Origin of the sequence: Alistipes sp. UBA6068, assembly GCF_949428155.1 — a bacterium.
GTDB lineage: Bacteria > Bacteroidota > Bacteroidia > Bacteroidales > Rikenellaceae > Alistipes > Alistipes muris.
Genome location: NZ_CASQFS010000010.1, coordinates 31,104 through 51,778, shown reverse-complemented (window position 1 = coordinate 51,778; position 20,675 = coordinate 31,104). Strand labels below are relative to the sequence as shown.

13 protein-coding genes are annotated in these 20,675 nt (G+C 62.2%); 8 read left to right on the top strand and 5 right to left on the bottom strand.

All coding sequences use genetic code 11. From position 1 onward, the window contains the following. Positions 1 to 4: 4 nt before the first annotated feature. The 5 genes from QVG21_RS07095 to QVG21_RS07075 all read right to left on the bottom strand — a co-directional run bounded on the left by QVG21_RS07095 (position 5) and on the right by QVG21_RS07075 (position 7,707). Positions 5 to 913 (bottom strand): glycoside hydrolase family 18, encoded by a 909-nt coding sequence (locus tag QVG21_RS07095; protein ID WP_287923456.1) that lies wholly within the window; start codon positions 911 to 913, stop codon positions 5 to 7. A 6-nt stretch (positions 914 to 919) separates the two neighbouring features. After that, complete coding sequence (locus QVG21_RS07090; RefSeq protein ID WP_287923454.1) at positions 920 to 2,518, bottom strand: SusD/RagB family nutrient-binding outer membrane lipoprotein; 1,599 nt, start codon at positions 2,516 to 2,518, stop codon at positions 920 to 922. A gap of 12 nt (positions 2,519 to 2,530) precedes the next feature. Then, a complete protein-coding gene (locus tag QVG21_RS07085; protein WP_251214459.1) occupies positions 2,531 to 5,866 on the bottom strand; it encodes a TonB-dependent receptor in 3,336 nt (1,111 codons plus the stop codon). A 188-nt stretch (positions 5,867 to 6,054) separates the two neighbouring features. After that, a complete protein-coding gene (locus tag QVG21_RS07080; RefSeq protein WP_287923450.1) occupies positions 6,055 to 6,945 on the bottom strand; it encodes a FecR family protein in 891 nt (296 codons plus the stop codon). A gap of 171 nt (positions 6,946 to 7,116) precedes the next feature. Beyond that, the gene (locus QVG21_RS07075) at positions 7,117 to 7,707 is read right to left on the bottom strand and encodes an RNA polymerase sigma-70 factor (protein WP_287923447.1); all 591 of its coding nucleotides are present in this window, start codon (positions 7,705 to 7,707) and stop codon (positions 7,117 to 7,119) included. A 272-nt stretch (positions 7,708 to 7,979) separates the two neighbouring features. On the opposite strand from QVG21_RS07075, the gene QVG21_RS07070 reads away from it, so the two are divergent. From QVG21_RS07070 to QVG21_RS07035, 8 genes are all read left to right on the top strand, one after another. Continuing rightward, positions 7,980 to 9,218, top strand: a complete 1,239-nt coding sequence (locus QVG21_RS07070) for an MFS transporter (RefSeq protein ID WP_287923577.1) — start codon at positions 7,980 to 7,982, stop codon at positions 9,216 to 9,218. A 9-nt stretch (positions 9,219 to 9,227) separates the two neighbouring features. Next, the gene (locus tag QVG21_RS07065; protein ID WP_287923444.1) at positions 9,228 to 11,264 is read left to right on the top strand and encodes a glycoside hydrolase family 20 protein; all 2,037 of its coding nucleotides are present in this window, start codon (positions 9,228 to 9,230) and stop codon (positions 11,262 to 11,264) included. 15 nt (positions 11,265 to 11,279) lie between these two features. Further along, on the top strand, positions 11,280 to 12,290 hold the full coding sequence (locus QVG21_RS07060) for a glycoside hydrolase family 130 protein (protein WP_287923441.1): 1,011 nt from the start codon (positions 11,280 to 11,282) through the stop codon (positions 12,288 to 12,290). A gap of 5 nt (positions 12,291 to 12,295) precedes the next feature. After that, a complete protein-coding gene (locus tag QVG21_RS07055) occupies positions 12,296 to 13,396 on the top strand; it encodes an ROK family protein (protein WP_251214454.1) in 1,101 nt (366 codons plus the stop codon). A 15-nt stretch (positions 13,397 to 13,411) separates the two neighbouring features. Then, entirely contained in the window at positions 13,412 to 15,361 is a 1,950-nt protein-coding gene (locus QVG21_RS07050) for a PIG-L family deacetylase (RefSeq protein WP_287923438.1), read from the top strand. Between the two features lie 92 nt (positions 15,362 to 15,453). Next, on the top strand, positions 15,454 to 16,245 hold the full coding sequence (gene nagB / locus QVG21_RS07045) for a glucosamine-6-phosphate deaminase (protein WP_287923435.1): 792 nt from the start codon (positions 15,454 to 15,456) through the stop codon (positions 16,243 to 16,245). Then, complete coding sequence (locus QVG21_RS07040) at positions 16,242 to 18,473, top strand: GH92 family glycosyl hydrolase (RefSeq protein ID WP_287923432.1); 2,232 nt, start codon at positions 16,242 to 16,244, stop codon at positions 18,471 to 18,473. Before nagB ends, QVG21_RS07040 begins: the two co-directional genes overlap by 4 nt. A 3-nt stretch (positions 18,474 to 18,476) precedes the next feature. Then, on the top strand, positions 18,477 to 20,672 hold the full coding sequence (locus QVG21_RS07035; protein ID WP_287923430.1) for a glycoside hydrolase family 20 protein: 2,196 nt from the start codon (positions 18,477 to 18,479) through the stop codon (positions 20,670 to 20,672). Positions 20,673 to 20,675 lie beyond the last annotated feature (3 nt).

The following is a 20,675-nucleotide window of genomic DNA, read 5'->3' as shown; positions in this document are numbered from 1 at the left end:
TGTGTTATTTGGCAGGATTCAACGTTTGGATAGCACGGCGGATCATGCGGAAATTCATGTCGGAATTGTAGTAATCGGGGCCGATGTTGACCATCGAGACGCCGCCCAGGGGGCCGAACTCGATGACACGGCGCGGCATCTCGTCGGCGGCCGAGAACTCGACACGGTCCTCGTTGTAGAGCGGGCCCTTGATGTCGGCGGCCAACAACAGGCGCCCGGGCTCGATTCCGGCGAATCCGGTGGCGTTGAGCGCCATGAGGCGGACCTCCTGGACGTGCTGCGTGCGCTCGGTGTTGAGCACGACGTAATCGACGCGGGCGCGGTCGTCGGCCGTGAGCGAAAGGGGATTGCCCTCGAAGACGAGGAGCTGGCCCTCGGAGACGGCCCCGGCGAGCTTAGCGACGATAGCGGCCGAAGCGGCGGAAGCCAACGGGTCGGTGGTGAACGAAAACCCATCGAGGCCCTCCGTGCGGACGACAGCGACGGCCCTGTCGAGCAAAGCACCCAACTTAGCCTCGTCGGCCAAATCGGCCCCCAAGGCAGCGCAGTCGACGCGGTAGAGGACCCTGGTGCCCTTCTGCCGCATAACAGGCATGTCCTCGCGGTCGAAATCGGAGAAATTGGCCGCATTTTCGAGCATGACGAAATCGAGCGAATCGGGCAGGCAGCGCATGAAATCCTGCTCGCTGAAAGCCACGTCGGGCGAATTGAACAAACGGGCGCAGACGATGAAGTGCTCCGACTGCTTGTAGGCCCGCAAAGCGGCGGTATACTCCTCCCAAAGGGCGGGGTCCTGCTCCCAAGGCTGGCGAACGGTGGTCCCGACGCTCTCGGTCTCGGTCCAGTCGCTGCACGAAACGAAGGCCGCGCAGAGAAGAACCGCGAACAACGATAAGATTCTGAAGTTTTTCATGATGGTTTATTTGTTATAAGGTTTGCAATCCCACCAAACGCGGGTACCCATGCCGTCGCCCCTGCGCGCACCCTGGGTCTCGGAATCGAGGGTCTGAATGGCGGCCTGGAGATTGGCGTTGTTGCGCTGGTACTCCTCGATGGGGTAAGGCAGACGGCGCGCACCGTGCTTGATGTCGACCGTGCCGCCCGACTTGTCCTCGACGGCGGGCAACAACCGCGGATAACCCGTGCGGCGATACTCGCACCAAGCCTCGGTGCCCAACGGGAAGATGGCGATCCACTTCTGGGTGATGAGACGCTCCAGATTACGCTCGGCGATGGCTGCGATGTCGGCATCGGAAGCATCCTCGGCGGGCGTCTCCCAGGCGATGGTGATGTCGCTCTGACGGCCCGAAACGCTGTGCCAGCTGAGGGGGTCGGAATAGGGCGACGGCTTGGCTTCGGTGTTGGCCAGATAATCGTCGGCACCGGAAGCCCCGCGCTCCTCGAACGACAGGCGCACAGCCTCCTCGTAGAGCTGCTCGGCGACCTCGGCACTGCCCCACCGCAACTCGTACTCGGCGCGCAGGAACGTGGCCTCAGCGGCGCAGAACCACATGTAGGGCGTGTCGCTCTTGACGATCATGTTGCAATACTTGGCGACGGCCGTCGACTTGCTGGTGGCGTCGATGCCGATGCGGATGCCGTAGAACTTGCCGGTGTCGTTGGGCAGGAACATCTTCTCCAAACGCGGGTCTTTGTAACCGGTCATGTAGCAGATGATGTCGGCACCCACGCGGTGGTCGGCCCAATCGTTGTAAATCAACGTCGTGCGGTTCTCGGCAGCGTGCATGGCCGCGTTGTCGGCGTTGGCGAGGATGACACCCCCGGCGATGGCCTCGGCAGCCTTGGCGCGGGCCGTAGCTTCGTCGACATACGACAGGCGCATGGCCATACGCAGCTTGAGCGAATTGGCGTACTTGATCCACTGGGGAATGTTGCCGTAGTAGACAGCGTCGTAGCGGTTCCACGCATCGGCCGCGAGGGTGATGTTGGCCGTGAAAGCCGCGATAGCCTCGTCGAGCTCCTCGAACATCTTGGCGTAGACGTCTTTCTGCGCGTCGTACTCGACCGTGATGGTCTCGTTGTTCTCCAGGTTGGAATAGGGAATCGGGCCGTAGCTGTCGGTCACGCGGTGCATGATGGCCACGCGCAGCAGTTTGGCGAAGGCGATGGCCACCTCGTCCTCCGTACCGTTGACGATACCGCGGTAGGGGGTGTAAGTCTCCGTGATGACGTTGGCGAAAGGCCATTTGCGCCAGTCGGCCGAGGGGTTGAAGGTCTCGAACTTGGTGCGCCACGTGTCGACCGTAGCGCCGATATAGCCGCCGAACGGACCGCCCACGAGCGACTCGTTGAACTGGTACATGTGCTCCTGGACGGGAACCACCAGGCTCTGCAAGGCCTTGACCTTGGTGCCGGTCTTATAGTTCATGACGTCCATCTGGCTGTCGGTGACCTGGTTGGGATTGCGGTTCAGGTCCTCGAAATCGGCCGTACAGCCTACGGCGAGCAGCATTCCCGCAAGCAGCCACAGCTGCATGTATTCGATTGTCTTTTTCATGCTGTTCAAGGATTAAAATTCAAATTTGACGTTGAAGCCCAGGCTGCGCAGCGACGGCATCATGAAGTAGTCGATGCCCTGGTAGCTCATGCCTGTCGAAGCGACCGCTTCGGGGTCGAACGGAGCCTTGCAGTAAATCATCCACAGGTTGCGGCCCACGAACGAAACCGTCAGGCCCATCTTGTTGCGGAACCACTTGCGGGGCAGCGTGTAGCCCAGCGAAAGTTCCTGCAGGCGGAAGTTCGTCGCCGAATAGGTGTAGTACTGCGGAAGTCCCGACTGCGAGCCGATGGCCTGGTACCAGCGCTGGGCGCTGATCGTCTGACGGCCGTTGACCACCACGCCGCCGGCATCGCGGGCAGCCGCCGAAGCCTCCGATACGCCGTAGAGGTCCATGTTGGCCTGCGTGGCCGAGTAGCAGATGCCGCCGATGCGGCCCGAGAAAAGAAGCGACAGATTCAGCCCTTTCCAGCGGAAATCGTTGCGCCATGCAAGGTTGTATTTCGGGAATACGGAGCCTAAGTAGATTTCGTCGCCGTTGTCGGTCAGAATCAGGTTGCCGCCGCTGTCCACTTCCACAAAGCCGTTGTCATTGTAGCGCAGGTTCGACGTCGTGTAGAGGTCGCCCAGCGTTCCGCCTTGCTTGAGGATGTACTTCGCCTTGCCCAGACCCTTGATGTCGAGGGCTTCCAGTCCGAGCGGTTCGCCCGTCACGGGGTTCAGCGCATCGGCCGCCAGGTCGATGATTTCGTTCTTGTTCCACGAGAAGGTCGCGTTCGTCGACCAGCCGAAGTCGCGCCACTGGTTCGAGTAGCCCAGCGAGAGTTCGACACCCATGTTGCGCACATGGCCCGTCTGCAGATAGATGGTCGTGTACGACGACGAGGGCGGCAGCGAGGGGTCGAACGTCTGGTTGTAGGTGTCGGCCCAGTACCACGATGCGCTCAGGCTGACATGCTTCCACAGCCGCGCGTCCACACCCACTTCATAGGTCTTGGTGCGTTCGGGTTTCAGGTCGCCGATAGGATAGTGCGTCTTGTCTTTCCACACCCGGTTCGTCGCATCGTATTCGTAGGTCGGGGTCATCAGATGGCGCGGGAACGGAAGACCCACCGAAGCGATCGAGCCGCGGACTTTCAGATAGGTCAGCGCGTCGCCCAGGTCCCAGAGCGAAGTGGGCACCCACGAAAGGCCGACCGACGGATAGAAGAACGACGACGACGACGAGCCGGCAATCTGCGAAGCCCAGTCGTTGCGGCCCGTGACGGTCAGATAGAGCATCTGCTTCCACCCCACTTCCACCGAAGCGAAGACCGACTGCGTCTGGTCGTGCCAGCCCGATTTCTCGGCGCGTTTCTTGGAATCGTCCAGGTCGAAAACGTTGAAGATGTTCGGCAGACCGTTCTCCTGAATCGGACCGCGGTACGAAAGTTCGTCGGTCTTGATGTTGTTGATCGAACCGCCGATGTTGGCGTTCAGCGACCAGTCTTCGCCGAAGGTCTTGTTGATGTTCAGAATCGCGTCGGCATAAGTCTGCGTGTCGTAGGTGCGGGCTTCCGTATAGTGGCCGTTCTTGCCGCCGTCGGTAATCGTCGCGTTCGACGTCGCAAAGAGTTTCTGCGTGTAGAGCGAGTTGGCGTTGTCCAGACGTACACGGCCCGAAACGCTCAGCCACGGCAGGATGTCATAGCTGGCCGCAAACGACAGCATGTAGCGTTTCTTGTCCGTGTTGCGCAGGTTGCGGTAGGCAATCCAGTAGGGGTTCTGCATGCGCAGGTCGCCGCCCTCCATGTCCGCCGACCAGAATTGTTCCATCAGCTTGGTTCCCGGGTTGAAGCGCTCGAAAACCTTGTATATCTCGAAGTTTTCGCCGCGCGGGAACAGGTAGGCCGGAACCAGCGGGTTGGAGTACACGCCCTGGTTGGTCATGTTCTGGTCTTTCTGATAGATATAGCTGGCCGAAGCGTCCAGACGCAGTTTGTCCTTCAGAAAATACGACGTGTTGCGGAACGTGAAGTTGTAGCGTTCGTATTCGTTGTTCGGGATGATTCCGTCCGAGTTGACCGACGCGGCCGAAAAATAGGTCTGGTTGCGGTCCGTGCCGCCCGACACGGTCACCGAGTTGGTGTATACGTGGCCCGTCTCGAAGAAGTCCTTGGGCGTGTATCCGTACTGCGCCGCAGGTGCGAGTTTTTCGCCCCAGCTGTAGACGCCCGAGTTGTAGCGGCTGCCGCTCAGACCCGTGCCGTAGCGGCTCTGGAATTCCGGAAGCGTGAACGGAGCGAGGAATTCGGTGTTGCTCGAAAGGGTCACTTTCAGCGCGCCCGACTGGCCTTTCTTGGTCGTGATCATGATTGCGCCGTTCGCAGCTTCCGAGCCGTAGAGTGCGGCTGCGGCGGCTCCGTTCAGCACCGACATGCTTTCGATGTCTTCGGGGTTGATGTCGGCAATGGATTCGGTCGCACCGCGCGAATCGAATTCCGTACCGCCGCCCCCGCCGAAGTTGTACATCGGGATACCGTCGATCACATAAAGCGCGTTGGACGACTGCGAAATCGACTTGTTACCGCGCAGCACCACTTTCGAGGCGCCGCCCACGCCCGACGAGGAGGTGTTGATCGTCAGACCGGCCACCTTGCCCGTCAGCGAGTTGATGAAGTTGGCGTCCTTCACGGCCAGAATGTCTTCCGAGTTGACCTGCTGTACGTTGTAGCTCAGTGCCTTCTCGGAGCGTTTGATGCCCAGCGCCGTCACAACCACCTGTTCGATTTCCGAGGCCGATTCCGACAGCGTGATGTCGAAGACCGTGCGGCCGCCTACGGCAACCACCACAGGTTCATAGCCCAGGAAGTTGATTTCCAGCTGTCTCTGTTGGGCGGGGGGGGGTACAAGCAGCGAGAAAGAGCCGTCGGCTCCCGTGCTCACACCGGCGTTGGTTCCCCGGACCACAACCGAAGCGCCTACCACGGGCATGCCGGCCGCATCGCTGACTTTGCCGGTTACCGTAACAGGCGCCTCGGGTTTCTTTTCGGAGAGGAAAATGCTCGGAGCCTTGATCTGCCATGCGATGTCGGTCTTGGCGGTCATCTGCTCCAGCGCTTCGCGCAGGGGCCGGTTCTCGACCTTCACGCTCACCAGGCGGCTCAGGTCGATGTTCTCCGGCGAAACGAAGAGGAATTTGGTTTGCTTTTCGATTTCGTTCATCGCAACCCGCATCTCCACGTTTTCGAGCGAGAGCGTCACGGTTGCAGCGTCCTGGCTGTAAGCCTTTCCGGGCGACAGCGACAGGCACAGCATGAACAAAAGCGTAATCAGGCATCTGATTTGCTGAATAAGCTTGTTATTCATAACTTTGTTGTTTGGTTTAATTAGAAATCCGTTTTCTTTTTAGACCCCGGCCTGCAAGAAGTTGCAGCTTCTTGCAGGTCACTTTTTTGCGGGTCCGTGTCATTGATCCTTACAGGGGTGCAGTGGCTTTTGTCATAGGCAATCGGGTTGAGGTTCGACATATGTTCTATTTTTAGGCGGTGTTTTCGTCAGCGGATGGTCACCACGCCCGCGTTGCGGTCGTAGTCGTATTCAAAGTCGGAGCCGTAGCGGAGTACTTCCAGCGCGTGTTCGATGCCCGACGACACGGCCACTTTGCCCCAGCCGAAGCTCACCGACGGCATCCGGTCTCGTTCCACAACGAAGCGTACATGGAAGTTCGCTTCCAGTTTGCGGACTATCTCCTCGAACTTCAGGCCCCGCAGGTTGATGATTCCCTCGGTCCAGAGGTAGTTGTCCACATCCTCCAGTTTGTCTTTCACCAGCAGGCCGTTGTCCAGCCGGACGATTTCCAGCGGGTTCATCACCACGCTTCCGCGCGTTTCGTTGTGCGTCACTTGCAGCCGGCCGTTCAGCAGCGCGGCCGAAAATTCGTTGTTCTCCTCGTCGGCCACTATGTCGAAGCGGGTGCCCAGCACCCGGGCCGTGCAGGCGAATGTCTTCACCAGGAACGGACATTGCGCATCGGGCGCCACCTCGAACATCGCTTCGCCTTTCAGGCTCACGGTGCGGTGTTTGCGGCCGAAGCGCGTCGGGTAGCTCACCGAGCTCCCCGGGGTCAGCCACACGCGGGTTCCGTCCATCAGGTGAAGCGTCGATTGGCCGTTGGTCGACACGAAGGTCACTTCCGGGGCCCGCGACAGGTTGTATTCCGTCAGCAGATACCCGCTCGCCAGCCCCATGACCAGCACCGCCGCCACGGCCGACGCCCAGCGCACCGCTCCGCGCAGCCTTAGGCTCATCGGCGCGCGTTTCGGCGCCGCGGGTTCCAGTCTTTCCCTGCGGAGTTTCGTTTGCCAGATTTGCAGGGCGAAGTCGGCTTCGTCCAGCGCATTCAGATATTCCCGGTTGGCAGGCGATTCGTCCAGCCAGTCGAGCACTTCCCGGACCTCCTTTGCGGAGGCCTCGTTTTTTAAGAATTTGAATAATAACCTATCTTCCATAACCTTTTTAGTTTGTCGTTTATTACATAACACATGAGCGCCCCTTCTCCGTAAAGAAAAGGGGCGCTTTTTTAATAAAAAATTTATTCAGAAATTTCGTAAACTTCCTTAATAACGCAACAGGTAGTATATCAGCGGAATAGCCAGTTTGACATAGTCTTTCAGCGCATGCCGCAGTTCATGCAGCGAGCGGCTTATTTCCTTGTCGACCAGCGAAACCGAGATGCCCAGTTCGCGGGCGATTTCCTCGTAGCTGCGGTCGTCCAGGCGGCTGCGCAGGTAAATCTGACGCGTGCGGACCGGAAGTTTGGACATCGTATCGCGCAGGATTTCAAATATTTCGTCCTCGAAAAGTTTGTCCGGGTCGCAGGCCGTCAGCGACGCTATGTCGGCGTCGACCAGCCGGCATTGGTCCGAGTGCATCTTCTGTTCGATGCGCAGGCGCAGCGACTGGTTGCGCAGGTGGTTCAGACAGCGGTTCCGCACCGTCGCATATACATAGGCCGGCACGTTCGTGTCGGCAGGCAGCGCGAAGCGGTTTTCCCAGAAAGCCATGAAGCTGTCCGCCACGATGTCCGACGCAATGTGTTCGTCGCGTACATAGCGGCAGGCCCGCTGAATGAACACGGAGCGGTATTCGAGATAGATTTTCCCGAATTCCGAGGCGGTCGCCGCCGGTTGTGTCTCCGTCGTCGTCATAGCTTTCCTTGACAAAATTAAATCTTTTTCTGCAAATAATCCGAATCTTTCCGTCGGTTTCGGTTTTATTTTCCGTCGGGCTTGGCGGATTCGCAGGAATTTAGTAGCTTTGTCCCATGTCATCGGTCCCCTCTCTTCACGGGAGGGTCAAATAGGGTTGCAAAGGCTTCGGATATTCGCTGATCGAGTATTCCTATTATTTTTGTGCCTTGAAACCAACTGCATCCTCTCCGCTTCGGCCCTTGTGCTGGGTTCCCTCGCTCTACTTCGCGATGGGTCTTCCTTTCGTGGTCCTCAACATGGTTTCGGCCGTGTTGTTCAAGGACATGGGCGTCTCCGACGCGCAAATCGCCTTCTGGACTTCGCTCATCATGTGGCCGTGGACCATCAAGTTTCTGTGGAGCCCGTTCCTTGAGTTGTTCCGCAGCCAGAAGTTCTTCGTCGTCGCCACCCAGCTCGTCTCCGGGCTCTTGTTCGGGTTCGCCGCGCTGGCGCTCCACCTGCCCGCGTTCTTCGCCGTCACCGTCGCCTTGTTCGCCGTCGTCGCTTTCAGCGGCGCCACGCACGACATCGCCGCCGACGGGCTCTACATGTCGGTCCTCTCGTCGGCCGACCAGGCCAAATACATCGGCTGGCAGGGGGCGTTCTACAACCTCGCCAAGCTCGTCGCCACAGGGGGGCTCGTCTGGTTCGCCGGGTGGCTCTTCGAGCGTTTCGCCATCGGCGGCGCGACCGAAACCGCCGCTTACCGGTCGGCCTGGACCGTCGTCCTCTGCATCCTCGGCGCTCTGATGCTGTTGGCCGGAATGTGGCACCTGCGGATTCTCCCGCAGGGGCATGTCGCTGCACAGGGCAGCCATTCCCTCCGCGAGGGGTTGACCGAGCTGCGCAACGTCGTCCGCGATTTCTTCGCCAAGAAAGGCATCGGCCGCTGCATCGCGTTCATCATCCTCTACCGGTTGGGCGAGGGGCTGGTCATGAAAATCGTCCCGCTCTTTCTCAAGACGCCCGTCGCCGACGGCGGGCTCGGCCTCACCAACCAGCAGATCGGCCTTTACTACGGGTCGTTCGGCGCGGGGGCTTTCCTCCTGGGGTCGCTCCTGGCAGGTTATTACATCGCCGCCCGCGGCCTGCGGCGCGCGCTCTTTTCGCTGGTCTGCATCTTCAACCTCCCGTTCGCCGTCTACGCCTTGTTGGCGTGGTTCCAGCCGCAGTCCATGTGGCTCGTGGGCGGCGGTATCGTCGTCGAGTACTTCGGTTACGGGTTCGGATTCGTCGGGCTCACGCTCTACATGATGCAGCAGGTCGCCCCGGGGCCTTACCGCATGGCGCACTATGCGTTCGCTTCGGGTATCATGAACCTATCGGTCATGCTCACAGGCATGGTCTCCGGTTTTCTGAGCGATTTGTCCGGTTATCGGATTTTCTTCCTCGTCGTCATGCTCGCCACCGTTCCGGTGTTCCTCATGACGCGCTTCGTCCCGTTCCCGCATAACGACGAACATAATTAGAGGGCTGCAATGAACCGTCTCCGAACCATCCTCCCCGCGCTGCTTGTTCTCCTCTGCCTTTCGTGCAGCGGTGAGCAGGAGTGTACGGTGATTCCCCGGCCGCTTTCGGTGCAGTCCGAGGGCGGGTTTTTCCGCGCCGGGGTCCCGTTCGCCGTGGCGGTCGAGGCTCCGGAGACGGTGGCCAATGCCTTGACAGATTATTTGTCTTCCTCCTCCCTCCCGTGCCATAGGTGCGACACGGCCGCCACCCTCCGGCTGGAGTTGTCGGACGACGCTTCGCTACCCCTCTCCGACGAGGGTTATACGCTGGAGGTCCGGCCCGACCGTATCGTCGTCCGGTCGCGCGGCGAAGCCGGATTGTTCTACGGCATCCAGTCGCTGTTGCAGTTGTACGACCGCCACGGCGCGCGCATCCCCGCCCTGCAAATCGCCGATTCGCCGCGCTTCGCCTACCGGGGCATGCACCTCGACGTCTCGCGCCACTTCTTCGGCAAAGAGTTCGTCAAGAAGCAGCTGCGCATGATGGCTTCGCTCAAGCTCAACCGCCTGCACTGGCATCTGACCGACGGCGCCGGGTGGCGCATCGCCATCGACCGCTATCCCCTGCTGACCGAGGTGGCCGCATGGCGCCGCGAGCCCACGTGGCAGGCTTGGCAGGCCGGGAACCGTCATTACTCCACGGCTTCCGCCCCGGGCGCTTACGGCGGTTATTACACCAAAGACGACATCCGCGAGGTCTTGGCATGCGCCGATTCGCTCCACATTACGGTCATCCCCGAAATCGAGATGCCCGGCCACAGCGAGGAGGTGCTGGCCGTCTGTCCCGAATTGTCGTGCGCAGGCAAACCTTATGTCAGCGGCGAGTTCTGTCTCGGTAGCGAAGCGACATTCGTCTTTTTGGAGAACGTGCTCACCGAGGTGACGGAGCTCTTTCCCTCCGAGTACATCCATATCGGCGGCGACGAGGTTTCCGGGCAGGCATGGGCTTCGTGTCCGAAGTGCCGGGCCCGGATGGAGCGCGAGGGTCTCGGTTCCGCCCAAGAGCTGCAGGCCTACGCCATCCGGCGCATCGGACGTTTCCTCGAAGCCCGCGGGCGGAAGCTCGTCGGCTGGGATGAAATCCTCGACAGCGGGCCCATGCCCGGCGCTGCGGTCATGTCGTGGCGCGGCGAGGAGGGCGGACGCCGGGCCGCCGCACTCGGGCACGACGTCGTCATGTGTCCCGGGTCGCATTGTTATTTCGACGGCTTCCAGGACAATCCCGAGCGGGAGCCGCAGGCCTTCACCGGCTATCTGCCCCTCGCCAAAGTCTATTCCTACGACCCCGCCCCGGCCGCTCTTTCCGGCCGGGAACATATCATCGGCGTGCAGGCCAATCTGTGGACCGAGTACATCCCCACCCCCTCGCAGGCCGAATACATGCTCTATCCGCGCATGTTCGCCCTCGCCGAGGTGGCATGGAGCGCTCCCGAAACCAAGGATTACGCCGATTTCCGCCGCCGGGCGCTCCGGTTCTGCGACCGGGCACGCCGCCAGGGATACCATACGTTCGACCTGCAGGCCGAGTTCGGCGAGCGGACCGAATCGCTGGCTCCCGTCCGGCACCTTGCCGTCGGCTGTCCGGTCCATTATACCTATCCGTGGCACCCCGATTATCCCGCCGACGGCGCCGCGGCGCTCACCGACGGGCTGCGCGGTCCGTGGAGCTACGGCACCCGCTGGCAGGGGTTCCGCGACACCGACATGGAAGTCACCGTCGACTTGGGCCGGGTCCGGCCGCTCCGTTCCATAGCGGCCGACTTCATCCAGTGGCATTCGGCGTGGATTTGGCTGCCCGCGCAGGTGGAGTTTTCCGTCTCCGACGACAACAGCGGCTTCCGGACGCTGGCGGCCCTCCCCAACGGCCTCCCGTCCGACTGCCACCGCCCCGCCTACCGCACATTCGCGTGGCATGGCGAAACGACCGGGCGTTACGTGCGCTGCCGCGCCCGTTCCCAGGGTTTTCCCGGGGGCTGGCTCTTTACCGATGAAATTATTGTCAACTAAAAACCGAATAAAACGATGAACAACCTCAAAATCATGGGGAACCCGCTTCCCGATATGCCGTGGGAGGAGCGTCCCGCCGCTTCGCGCGAAATCATGTGGCGCTGCTCGGCCAACCCCATCATCCCGCGCGACCTGCTCGCTACGTCCAATTCCATCTTCAATTCGGCCGTCGTGCCTTTCAAGAAGGGCAAGTACAACTACGCCGGGGTCTTCCGCTGCGACGACACCAACATCCGCATGCGGCTCCACGTCGGATTCTCGGCCGACGGGCTCAAGTGGGACATCCTCGAAGAGGACATCCGCCTGGAGGGGGCCGATCCCGAGGTCGGCACCTGGGTCTACGGCTACGACCCGCGCGTCGTCAAAATCGAGGACAAATACTACGTCACCTGGTGCAACGGCTATCATGGCGACCCCACTATCGGCGTCGCCTGGACCGACGATTTCCAGACGTTCCACCAGCTCGAAAACGCCTTTCTGCCCTACAACCGCAACGGCGTGCTCTTCCCCCGCAAAATCGGCGGCCGCTACGCCATGCTTTCGCGTCCGAGCGACACGGGCCACACGCCGTTCGGCGACATCTTCTACTCCGAGTCGCCCGACATGGAGTTCTGGGGACGCCACCGGCTCGTCATGAAGCCCGCGCCGTTCGAGAAAAGCGCCTGGCAGTGCACCAAAATCGGCGCGGGGCCCGTGCCCATCGAGACGCCCGAGGGGTGGTTGCTGCTCTATCATGGCGTCCACGGCACCTGCAACGGCTTCGTCTACGCGTTCGGTTCGGCCCTGCTCGACCTCGACCAGCCCTGGAAAGTCATCGCCCGTAGCGGCGCCTACCTGCTTTCTCCGCGCGAGAGCTACGAGTGCATGGGCGACGTACCCAACGTCGCGTTCCCCTGCGCCACGCTCCACGACCCCGCCACCGGGCGGCTGGCCGTCTACTACGGCTGCGCCGACACGGTCGTAGGACTGGCTTTCGGCCGCATCCCCGAAATCATCGAATTCACGCGTCGCACCAACATCCTCTGAGCCTTATGTATTCCCACGACAACCGCATCGTCGTCACCCTCGACGCCGGAGGCACCAACCTCGTTTTCGGTGCCATGCGGGCCAACGAGTTCATCGTCGAGCCCATCACCTACCCCTCGCAGGCGCACGATCTGGACAAGTGCCTCGAAACCATGGTCCGGGGTTTCCTCGAAGTCATCGCCCGGCTCGACGAGAAGCCCGTGGCCATCAGCTTCGCCTTCCCCGGTCCGGCCGACTACCCCAACGGCATCATCGGAGGTTACCTCCCCAATTTCCCCTCGTTCCGCGACGGCGTGGCTTTGGGGCCGTTCCTCGAAATGCAGTTCGGCATCCCCGTCTTCATCAACAACGACGGCGATCTCTTCGCTTACGGCGAGGCCCTCGGCGGGGCCCTGCCCGAGGTGAACGCCCGGCTCGAAAAGGCCGGCAGCGCCAAGCGTTACCGCAATCTGCTGGGCTACACTTTCGGCACGGGATTGGGTGTCGGTATGGTGGTCGGCGGGCAGCTCAACCGCGGCGACAATTCGTGCGTCGAGACTTTCTGCCTGCGCCACAAGAAGATGCCCGGCATCATCTGCGAGGACGGCGCCGCCATCCGGGCCGTCAAGCGCGTCTACGGCGAGCTCTCCGGCTGCCCCGACCACGGGCTGGAGCCCAAGGACATCTGCGAAATCGCCGACGGCACGCGCCCCGGCGACGCCGAGGCGGCCAAAAAGGCGTTCGCCGAGTTCGGCGAAATCGCAGGCGACGCCATGGCCACGGCCGTCACCCTCACCGACGGACTGATCGTCATCGGCGGCGGCATCACGGCGGCCCGCAAATGGATCATGCCCTCGCTCTTGCAGGAGCTGCGTTCCAAGATGCACCAGCTCAACGGCAACGAGCTCGACCGCGTCCAGATGCAGGTCTACGACCTCGACGACCCGACCGAGTTCGACGCTTTCGCCAAGGGCGACATGCGCCCCCTGAAGGTCTACGGTTCGGACCGTTACGTGGCCTACGACCCCCAGAAGCGCACGGGCGTCATGATTTCCAAGCTCGGCGCCAGCAAGGCCATTTCCGTCGGTGCCTACGCCTATGCGTTGAGCCGGCTGGACGAAAACTGACATTATAGCAGCACCATGAGCAACAAGTATTCTCTGCCCGAAGACGGCGGGGCCATCGAGAAGACGGCCCTCCAGGACATCATCCACCGTTACGAGAAGATCAGCACGCAGGTCTTCCCCGCCGAAACCGACGGCGTGCGTTACGTCGCCGACCGCATCGTGCGGGCCATCGCCGACTACGAGAAGCGGCCCGCTTCGTCCGATTTCTGCGACGAGCCCGAGCCGTTCGTCCTGGGGCTGACCACCGGGCAGACCCCCCTGGCCCTCTACCGCGAGCTGGTCCGGCGGTACGAGGCCGGCGAGGTCAGCTTCGCCAACGTCGCCGTCTTCAGTCTCGACGAGTTCTACCCCATCGGGGCCGACGAGCAGCAAAGCCGCAATTACCACATCCGCAGGGAGTTCATCGACCGCATCGACATCCTCCCCGACAACGTCCATCTGCCCGACGGTTCCGTCCCCGAGGAGCGGATTTCCGATTATTGCGCCGCCTACGAGGCTTCCATCCGCAAAATCGACCTGATGATTCTCGGCATCAACCGCAACGGGCAGGTCGGATTCAACGAGCCGGGCACCTACATCAAGTCGCGCACCCGGTTGGTGCAGCTCTCCCACGAAACGCGCAAGGTCGAGTCCAGGGCGTTCTTCACCCTCGACGAGACTCCCAAGATGGCCATTACCATGGGTATCCGCACCATCATGCAGGCCGAGCGTATCGTTCTGCTGGCTTGGGGCGAGGAGAAGGCCGACGCCATCCGCAAGGTCGTCGAGGGCGAGGTCACGCCCCGCATCCCCGCCTCCTACCTCCAGTCGCACCCGCGTATCGAGGTCGTCATCGACGAGTGCGCCGCGCAGGAGCTCACCCGCAAGCAGCGGCCGTGGCTCGTCGGTCCCTGCAAGTGGACCCCGCGTTTCACGCGCAAAGCCGTCGTTTGGTTGTGCGGCGTCGTCGGCAAGCCCATCCTCAAGCTCACTTACGACGATTACATCGAGAATTCCCTCGGCGAGTTGTTGGAGCAGGGCCGTTCCTACGACCGCATCAACATCGACGTCTTCAACGACCTCCAGCACACCATCACCGGGTGGCCCGGCGGCAAGCCCGACGCCGACGACACCACGCGTCCGGCGCCTTCGGCTCCGTTCCCCAAACGCGTCGTCATCTTCTCGCCCCACCCCGACGACGACGTCATTTCCATGGGCGGTACTTTCATCCGGCTCGTGCAGCAGGGCCACGACGTCCACGTCGCTTACCAGACTTCCGGCAACGTCGCCGTCCACGACGACGTCGTGTTGCAGAATATCGATACTTCGCGCGAGTTGGGTTTCGGCGACCGTTTCGCCGAGGCCGAGCGCATCATCGCTTCCAAGCGCAAGGGCGAGCCCGAGCCGCGGGCCCTGCTCGACATCAAGGGGGCCATCCGCCGCGCCGAGGCCCGCGCCGCCGTGCGTTCGTTCGGGCTGAACCCCGATACCAACGCCCATTTCCTCAACATGCCGTTCTACGAGACGGGCGGTATCAAAAAGGGCAGCCTCGCCGAGCACGACATCGCACTCATCGTCGACCTGTTGCGCAGGGTCCGGCCCCACCAGATTTACGCCGCCGGCGACCTGGCCGACCCCCACGGCACCCACCGCATCTGCACCGAGGCCGTCCTCGAAGCCCTCGACGTCGTCCGCAGCGACGACTGGCTCCGCGAGTGCCATTTGTGGCTCTACCGCGGTGCTTGGCTCGAATGGGACCTCGGCATGGTCGACATGGCCGTGCCGCTCTCGCCCGACGAGATGCTCATGAAGCGCCACGCCATCTACCGCCACCTCTCGCAGAAGGACATCATGCCTTTCCCCGGCAGCGATACGCGCGAGTTCTGGCAGCGGGCCGAGGAGCGCACGCAACATACTGCACAACTCTACGACGCTCTCGGCATGGCCGAGTACCAGGCCATCGAAGTCTTCGTCAAAATGTTCTGACCTTATTTAACCCCCTGCGGGGCTTGATTTTGCCCTCGCTTAATCGCAAAATTCACCTTTCACTTTTCACCTTTCACCTTTCACTTCAAGAAATGCGTTTGATCATCCAGGAAAATCCCGCCCAGGTCGCCCGTTGGGCCGCCGAATACATCATCGGCCGCATCAGGGCCAAGGCGCAGTGCTCCGACGCTCCGTTCGTCTTGGGGCTTCCCACCGGGTCCACCCCGTTGGAGACTTACAAGGAGCTTGTCCGCCGCCACAAGGCAGGCGAGGTGTCGTTCCGCAACGTCGTCACGTTCAACATGGACGAGTACGTCGGGCTCCCCGAGGAGCATCCCGAAAGCTACCATTCGTTCATGCGGCATAATTTCTTCTCCCACATCGACATCCGGCCCGAGAACATCCATATCCTCAACGGCAACGCTCCCGACCTCGCCCAAGAGTGCGCCGATTACGAGGCGGCTATCGAAGCCGCGGGGGGCATCGACCTCTTTTTGGGCGGCGTCGGCGAGGACGGGCACATCGCGTTCAACGAGCCTTTCTCGTCGCTCTCGTCCCGCACCCGCGTCAAGACCCTCACTCCCGACACCATCGCCGTCAACGCACGGTTCTTCGGCGGCGATACTTCGCTCGTCCCCACCCGGGCCCTCACCGTCGGCGTCGGGACCATCCTCGCCGCGCGCGAGGTCGTGATCCTCGCCACAGGTCATAAAAAGGCACGGGCCGTGCGTCACGGCATCGAGGGGTCTTACAACCACCAGTGGACCATTTCGGCGCTCCAGACCCACCCCTCGGGCATCGTCGCCTGCGACGAGGCTGCGGCCGACGAGCTGCGCGTCGCCACCTACCGTTATTTCAAGAACATCGAAAGCGCCCTTCCATGAAGCACCCGTTTTTCGCCGTCCTGCTGACCCTCGGTCTCGCTTCCGCCGCCGCGCAGTCTCCGGCCGATTCCGTCGACCCCTTTATCGGCACCACCAATTTCGGCACCTGCAATCCGGGAGCGGTCACGCCCCACGGGATGATGGCCGTCGTGCCGTTCAACGTCATGGGATCCGATACGAACCTCTACGACAAGGACGCACGGTGGTGGTCGACGCCCTACGAGTTCCACAACAAGTTCTTCACCGGGTTCGCCCACGGGGCTTTGAGCGGCGTGGGATGTCCCGAAATGGGGGCCCTGCTCACCATGGCAACCGCCGGAGAGCTCGACGTCGATTACAAGCACTACGGTTCGGCCTGTTCCGACGAGACCGCTTCGCCGGGTTACTACGCCGCCACGCTCGCCAAGTACGGCATCCGCGCCGAAGCTACCGCCACACCGCGCACTTCGGCCGAGCGATATACCTTTCCCGGCGGACAAGGCCATATTCTGCTGAACCTCGGCGAGGGGCTCACCAACGAGTCCGGCGCCACGGTCCGGCGCGTCAGCACCACCGAAATCGAGGGTTCCAAGCTCCTCGGGACCTTTTGTTACAATCCCCAGAAAGTTTTCCCCGTCTACTTCGTCCTGCGCGTCTCCAAAACCCCGTCGCAGTCGGGTTACTGGAAGAAGCAGCGGCCCATGACGGGCGTCGAGGCCGAGTGGACCCCCGACAACGGCCGTTATAAGCTCTATACCGACTACGGCCGCGAGCTCTCGGGCGACGACGTGGGTTACTGGTTCTCGTTCGACGGTCTCGAAGCCGGCGAGCAGGTCGAGGTTCGTATGGGTATTTCATACGTCAGCATCGACAACGCACGCCGCAACCTCGACACCGAGCAGCCGGCCGGTACCGCGTTCGATACGATTCGCCGCCAGGCCCGCGACCGTTGGAACCGCGACCTCTCGCGTATCCGCGTCGAGGGCGGCACGCCGGAGCAGCGCACGGTCTTCTATACGGCACTTTATCATACCCTTGTCCACCCCAATCTGCTCAGCGACGTCAACGGCGAGTATCCCCTCATGGAGCGTTCCGGCCAGACGGGCATCGCCGACGGCGACCGTTATACGGTCTTTTCGTTGTGGGACACCTACCGCAACGTCCACCAGCTCCTCACGCTCGTTTACCCCGAGCGGCAGACCGAGATGCTCCGTTCGATGGTCGCCATGTCCCAAGAGTGGGGCTGGCTGCCCAAATGGGAGCTCTACGGCCGCGAGACTTTCACCATGGAGGGCGACCCGGCCATTCCGGTCATCGTCGATTCCTGGCGCAAGGGGCTGCGCGGCTTCGACATCGACGCGGCCTACGCGGCCATGAAGCGTTCGGCCACGACCCCCGGCGCGCAGAATCCCATGCGGCCCGACATCGACCCCTACGTCGAAAAGGGCTATATTCCGCTGGGGTTCTTCGCCGGCGACAATTCGGGCGACAATTCCGTGTCGCACGCTTTGGAGTATTACGTTGCCGACCATGCGCTGGCATGGCTCGCCGACGAGCGGGGCGACCACGACTGCGCCGCCGAACTGCGCCGCCGCGCCGCCGGGTGGAAGCATTATTATTCGCCCGAATCGGGCACCCTGCGGCCGCTCAACCCCGACGGTTCGTTTTTGAGCCCCTTCGACCCGCGGCAGGGCGAGAATTTCGAGGCCGTCCCGGGTTTCCACGAGGGTTCGGCCTGGAACTATACGTTCTTCGTGCCCCACGACGTCGAGGGGTTGGCCAAGCTCATGGGCGGGCGCCGGAAGTTCGTCGACAAGTTGCAGCGGGTCTTCGACGAGGGGCTCTACGACCCCGCCAACGAGCCCGACATCGCCTATGCCTATCTCTTCAGCCGTTTCCGCGGCGAGGAGTGGCGCACCCAGCGCGAAACGCGGCGGCTGTTGGACAAGTATTTCACCGCCAGGCCCGACGGCATCCCCGGTAACGACGACACGGGCACCATGTCGGCATGGGCCGTCTTTTCCATGTTGGGGTTCTATCCCGATTGTCCCGGCGAGCCGTTCTATACGCTCACCGCGCCCGTTTTCGACCGGGCCGAAATCGACACCCCGCAGGGTACGCTCACCATCGAAAAGCACGGCGACGGGGAATATATCCGTCGCATGAGCCTCGGCGGCAAGCCCCTGACCCAATACCGCATCGGCCACGACGAACTGCTTCGCGGCCGCAGGCTCACCTTTGAATTCTGACCCATGCGCCTGTTCCGAACCCTCCTGCTGTTGCTCTTCGCCGGGCTTTGCGCCGAAGCGGACGGACAGACCGTGCTCACCCGCCGCGGCAAGCCCGCCGCCCGCATCGTCGTCGCTGCCGGAAACAGCACCGACCGGACCGCCGCCCTGCTGTTGCAGCGGTTCGTCCGCGAAGCATCCGGCGCGGAGCTGCCCATCGTGCAAGGCGTGAAAATCCGCAAGGGCGACATCCTGTTAGGCGCTTCCGACACGCTGGGTCTTTCCGACGACGGCTTCCGCCTGCGGACCGGGTCCGACGGCACGCTGCGCATTTCGAGCGGCGGCGGCAGCGGTTCCGTCTACGGCGTCGTCTCGCTCTTGGAGCGCTATTTGGGCATGGACTACTTCGCCGCCCGCGTCTACACCCTCGACCGGCGCCCCGACATCATCCTGCCCCGGCTCGACACGGCCGACAATCCCGCGTTCCGCTATCGTCAGAGCCAAGCCTACGGCATGGCGCAGGATTCGGTCTACCGCTTTTTCCTGCGGCTCGAAGAGCCCTCCGACATCTTCGCGGGCAATCTGTGGGTCCACACTTTCGACCGCCTCCTGCCCGCCGAACGCTACGGCGCCGAGCACCCCGAATACTATTCGTTCATCCACGGCGAGCGGCGGCCCGGCCGCGCCAGCCAGTGGTGTCTGTCGAATCCCGCGCTGTTCGAGACCGTCGCCGCACGCATCGATTCGATTTTCCGCGCCAATCCCGGCCGGAGCTGGATTTCCGTCAGTCAGAACGACAGCGACCGCACCTACTGCCGCTGCGAAGCGTGCGAGCGGGTCAACATCGAGGAGGGGACTCCCTCGGGCAATTACATCCGGTTTCTGAACAAGCTGGCCGAGCGTTTTCCCGACAAGCAGTTTTCGACGCTGGCCTACCTTTTCACCATGCAGCCGCCCCGCCATGCGCGGCCCCTCTCGAACGTCAACATCATGTTGTGCAGCATCGGCAGCCACCGCGAAGCGCCCCTCACCGAAACCGCCACGGGCCGCGAGTTCGTCGCCGCGCTGGAGGGTTGGTCCGCGCTGACCGACAACCTTTTCATCTGGGACTACGGCATCAACTTCGACAACATGGTCGAGCCGTTCCCCAACTTCCCCGTGCTCGCCCCCAACATCCGCCTTTTCCGGCGTCACGGCGCCCGGATGCACTTCTCGCAAATCGGCGGTTCCTACGGCGGCGACTTCTCCGAGCTGCGTTCCTACGTCGTCGCCAAGCTCATGTGGGACCCCGCGCAGGACGCCGATTCGCTCATGCAGCGTTTCATGAACGGGTATTACGGCGCCGCCGCACCTTATCTCTATCAGTACGAAAAACTCTTGGAAGGGGCCCTGCTCGCTTCCGGCACTCCGCTCTGGATTTATGATTCGCCCGTTTCGCACAAAGACGGCATGTTCAACGCCGCCTGCCGGCAGCGCTACAACGAGCTTTTCGACCGGGCCGAAGCTGCCGTCGCCGCCGATTCGGCCTTGCTGCGCCGCGTGCGGTTGGCACGGCTGCCGCTGCTCTATTCCGAGTTGGAAATCCTCCGCACCGAGCGCGACAGAGATACCGCGGCCGTTCTCCGCAAGCTCGGGACTTTCGAGCGTTACGTCACCGATTTCGGCGTCGAAACCCTCAACGAGCGCAACAATTCGCCGCAGGAATACTGCAAGCTCTACCGCCAACGTTATTTATCTGCCGACCGCAGCAAGGCCTTCGGCGCCCGCATCGAATGGATCGTCCCGCCCGCCGGAAAATACCGTGCCTTGGGCGAGGAAACCCTCACCGACGGTCTTTTCGGCGGTGCTTCGTTCGCCGACGGCTGGACCGGATGGGAGGGACAGGACGGCGCCTTCATCCTCGACCTCGGAAGCGGGCAGGAGTTCTCGGCCGTCACCGCCGATTTCCTCCACCAGCTCGGCGCATGGATTCTGCTGCCCCGCGCCATGACCTGCGCCGTCTCGGACGACAAACGCGCCTGGCGGCCGCTCGGCCGGACCGAACTGGCCGAGGACCGCGACGTCCCCGTCAAGTTCGTCCCCGTGACCGTGGCGGCCGACGGCCCCGTGCGCGCCCGTTACATCCGCATCGAAGTGGAGGGCACCAACGTCTGCCCGCCGTGGCATTACGGCGTGGGATGCCCCTGCTGGTTCTTCATCGACGAAATAACCGTAAAATAAAGC

Excerpts from the sequence above, each read along its gene's own strand:
- QVG21_RS07055 (WP_251214454.1), top strand. The coding sequence starts at position 12,296 with ATGTATTCCCACGACAACCGCATCGTCGTCACCCTCGACGCCGGAGGC.
- QVG21_RS07035 (WP_287923430.1), top strand. The coding sequence starts at position 18,477 with ATGCGCCTGTTCCGAACCCTCCTGCTGTTGCTCTTCGCCGGGCTTTGC.
- nagB (WP_287923435.1), top strand. The coding sequence starts at position 15,454 with ATGCGTTTGATCATCCAGGAAAATCCCGCCCAGGTCGCCCGTTGGGCC.
- QVG21_RS07050 (WP_287923438.1), top strand. The coding sequence starts at position 13,412 with ATGAGCAACAAGTATTCTCTGCCCGAAGACGGCGGGGCCATCGAGAAG.
- QVG21_RS07065 (WP_287923444.1), top strand. The coding sequence starts at position 9,228 with ATGAACCGTCTCCGAACCATCCTCCCCGCGCTGCTTGTTCTCCTCTGC.
- QVG21_RS07095 (WP_287923456.1), bottom strand. The coding sequence starts at position 913 with ATGAAAAACTTCAGAATCTTATCGTTGTTCGCGGTTCTTCTCTGCGCG.
- QVG21_RS07040 (WP_287923432.1), top strand. The coding sequence starts at position 16,242 with ATGAAGCACCCGTTTTTCGCCGTCCTGCTGACCCTCGGTCTCGCTTCC.
- QVG21_RS07070 (WP_287923577.1), top strand. The coding sequence starts at position 7,980 with ATGGGTCTTCCTTTCGTGGTCCTCAACATGGTTTCGGCCGTGTTGTTC.
- QVG21_RS07090 (WP_287923454.1), bottom strand. The coding sequence starts at position 2,518 with ATGAAAAAGACAATCGAATACATGCAGCTGTGGCTGCTTGCGGGAATG.
- QVG21_RS07075 (WP_287923447.1), bottom strand. The coding sequence starts at position 7,707 with ATGACGACGACGGAGACACAACCGGCGGCGACCGCCTCGGAATTCGGG.
- QVG21_RS07060 (WP_287923441.1), top strand. The coding sequence starts at position 11,280 with ATGAACAACCTCAAAATCATGGGGAACCCGCTTCCCGATATGCCGTGG.
- QVG21_RS07085 (WP_251214459.1), bottom strand. The coding sequence starts at position 5,866 with ATGAATAACAAGCTTATTCAGCAAATCAGATGCCTGATTACGCTTTTG.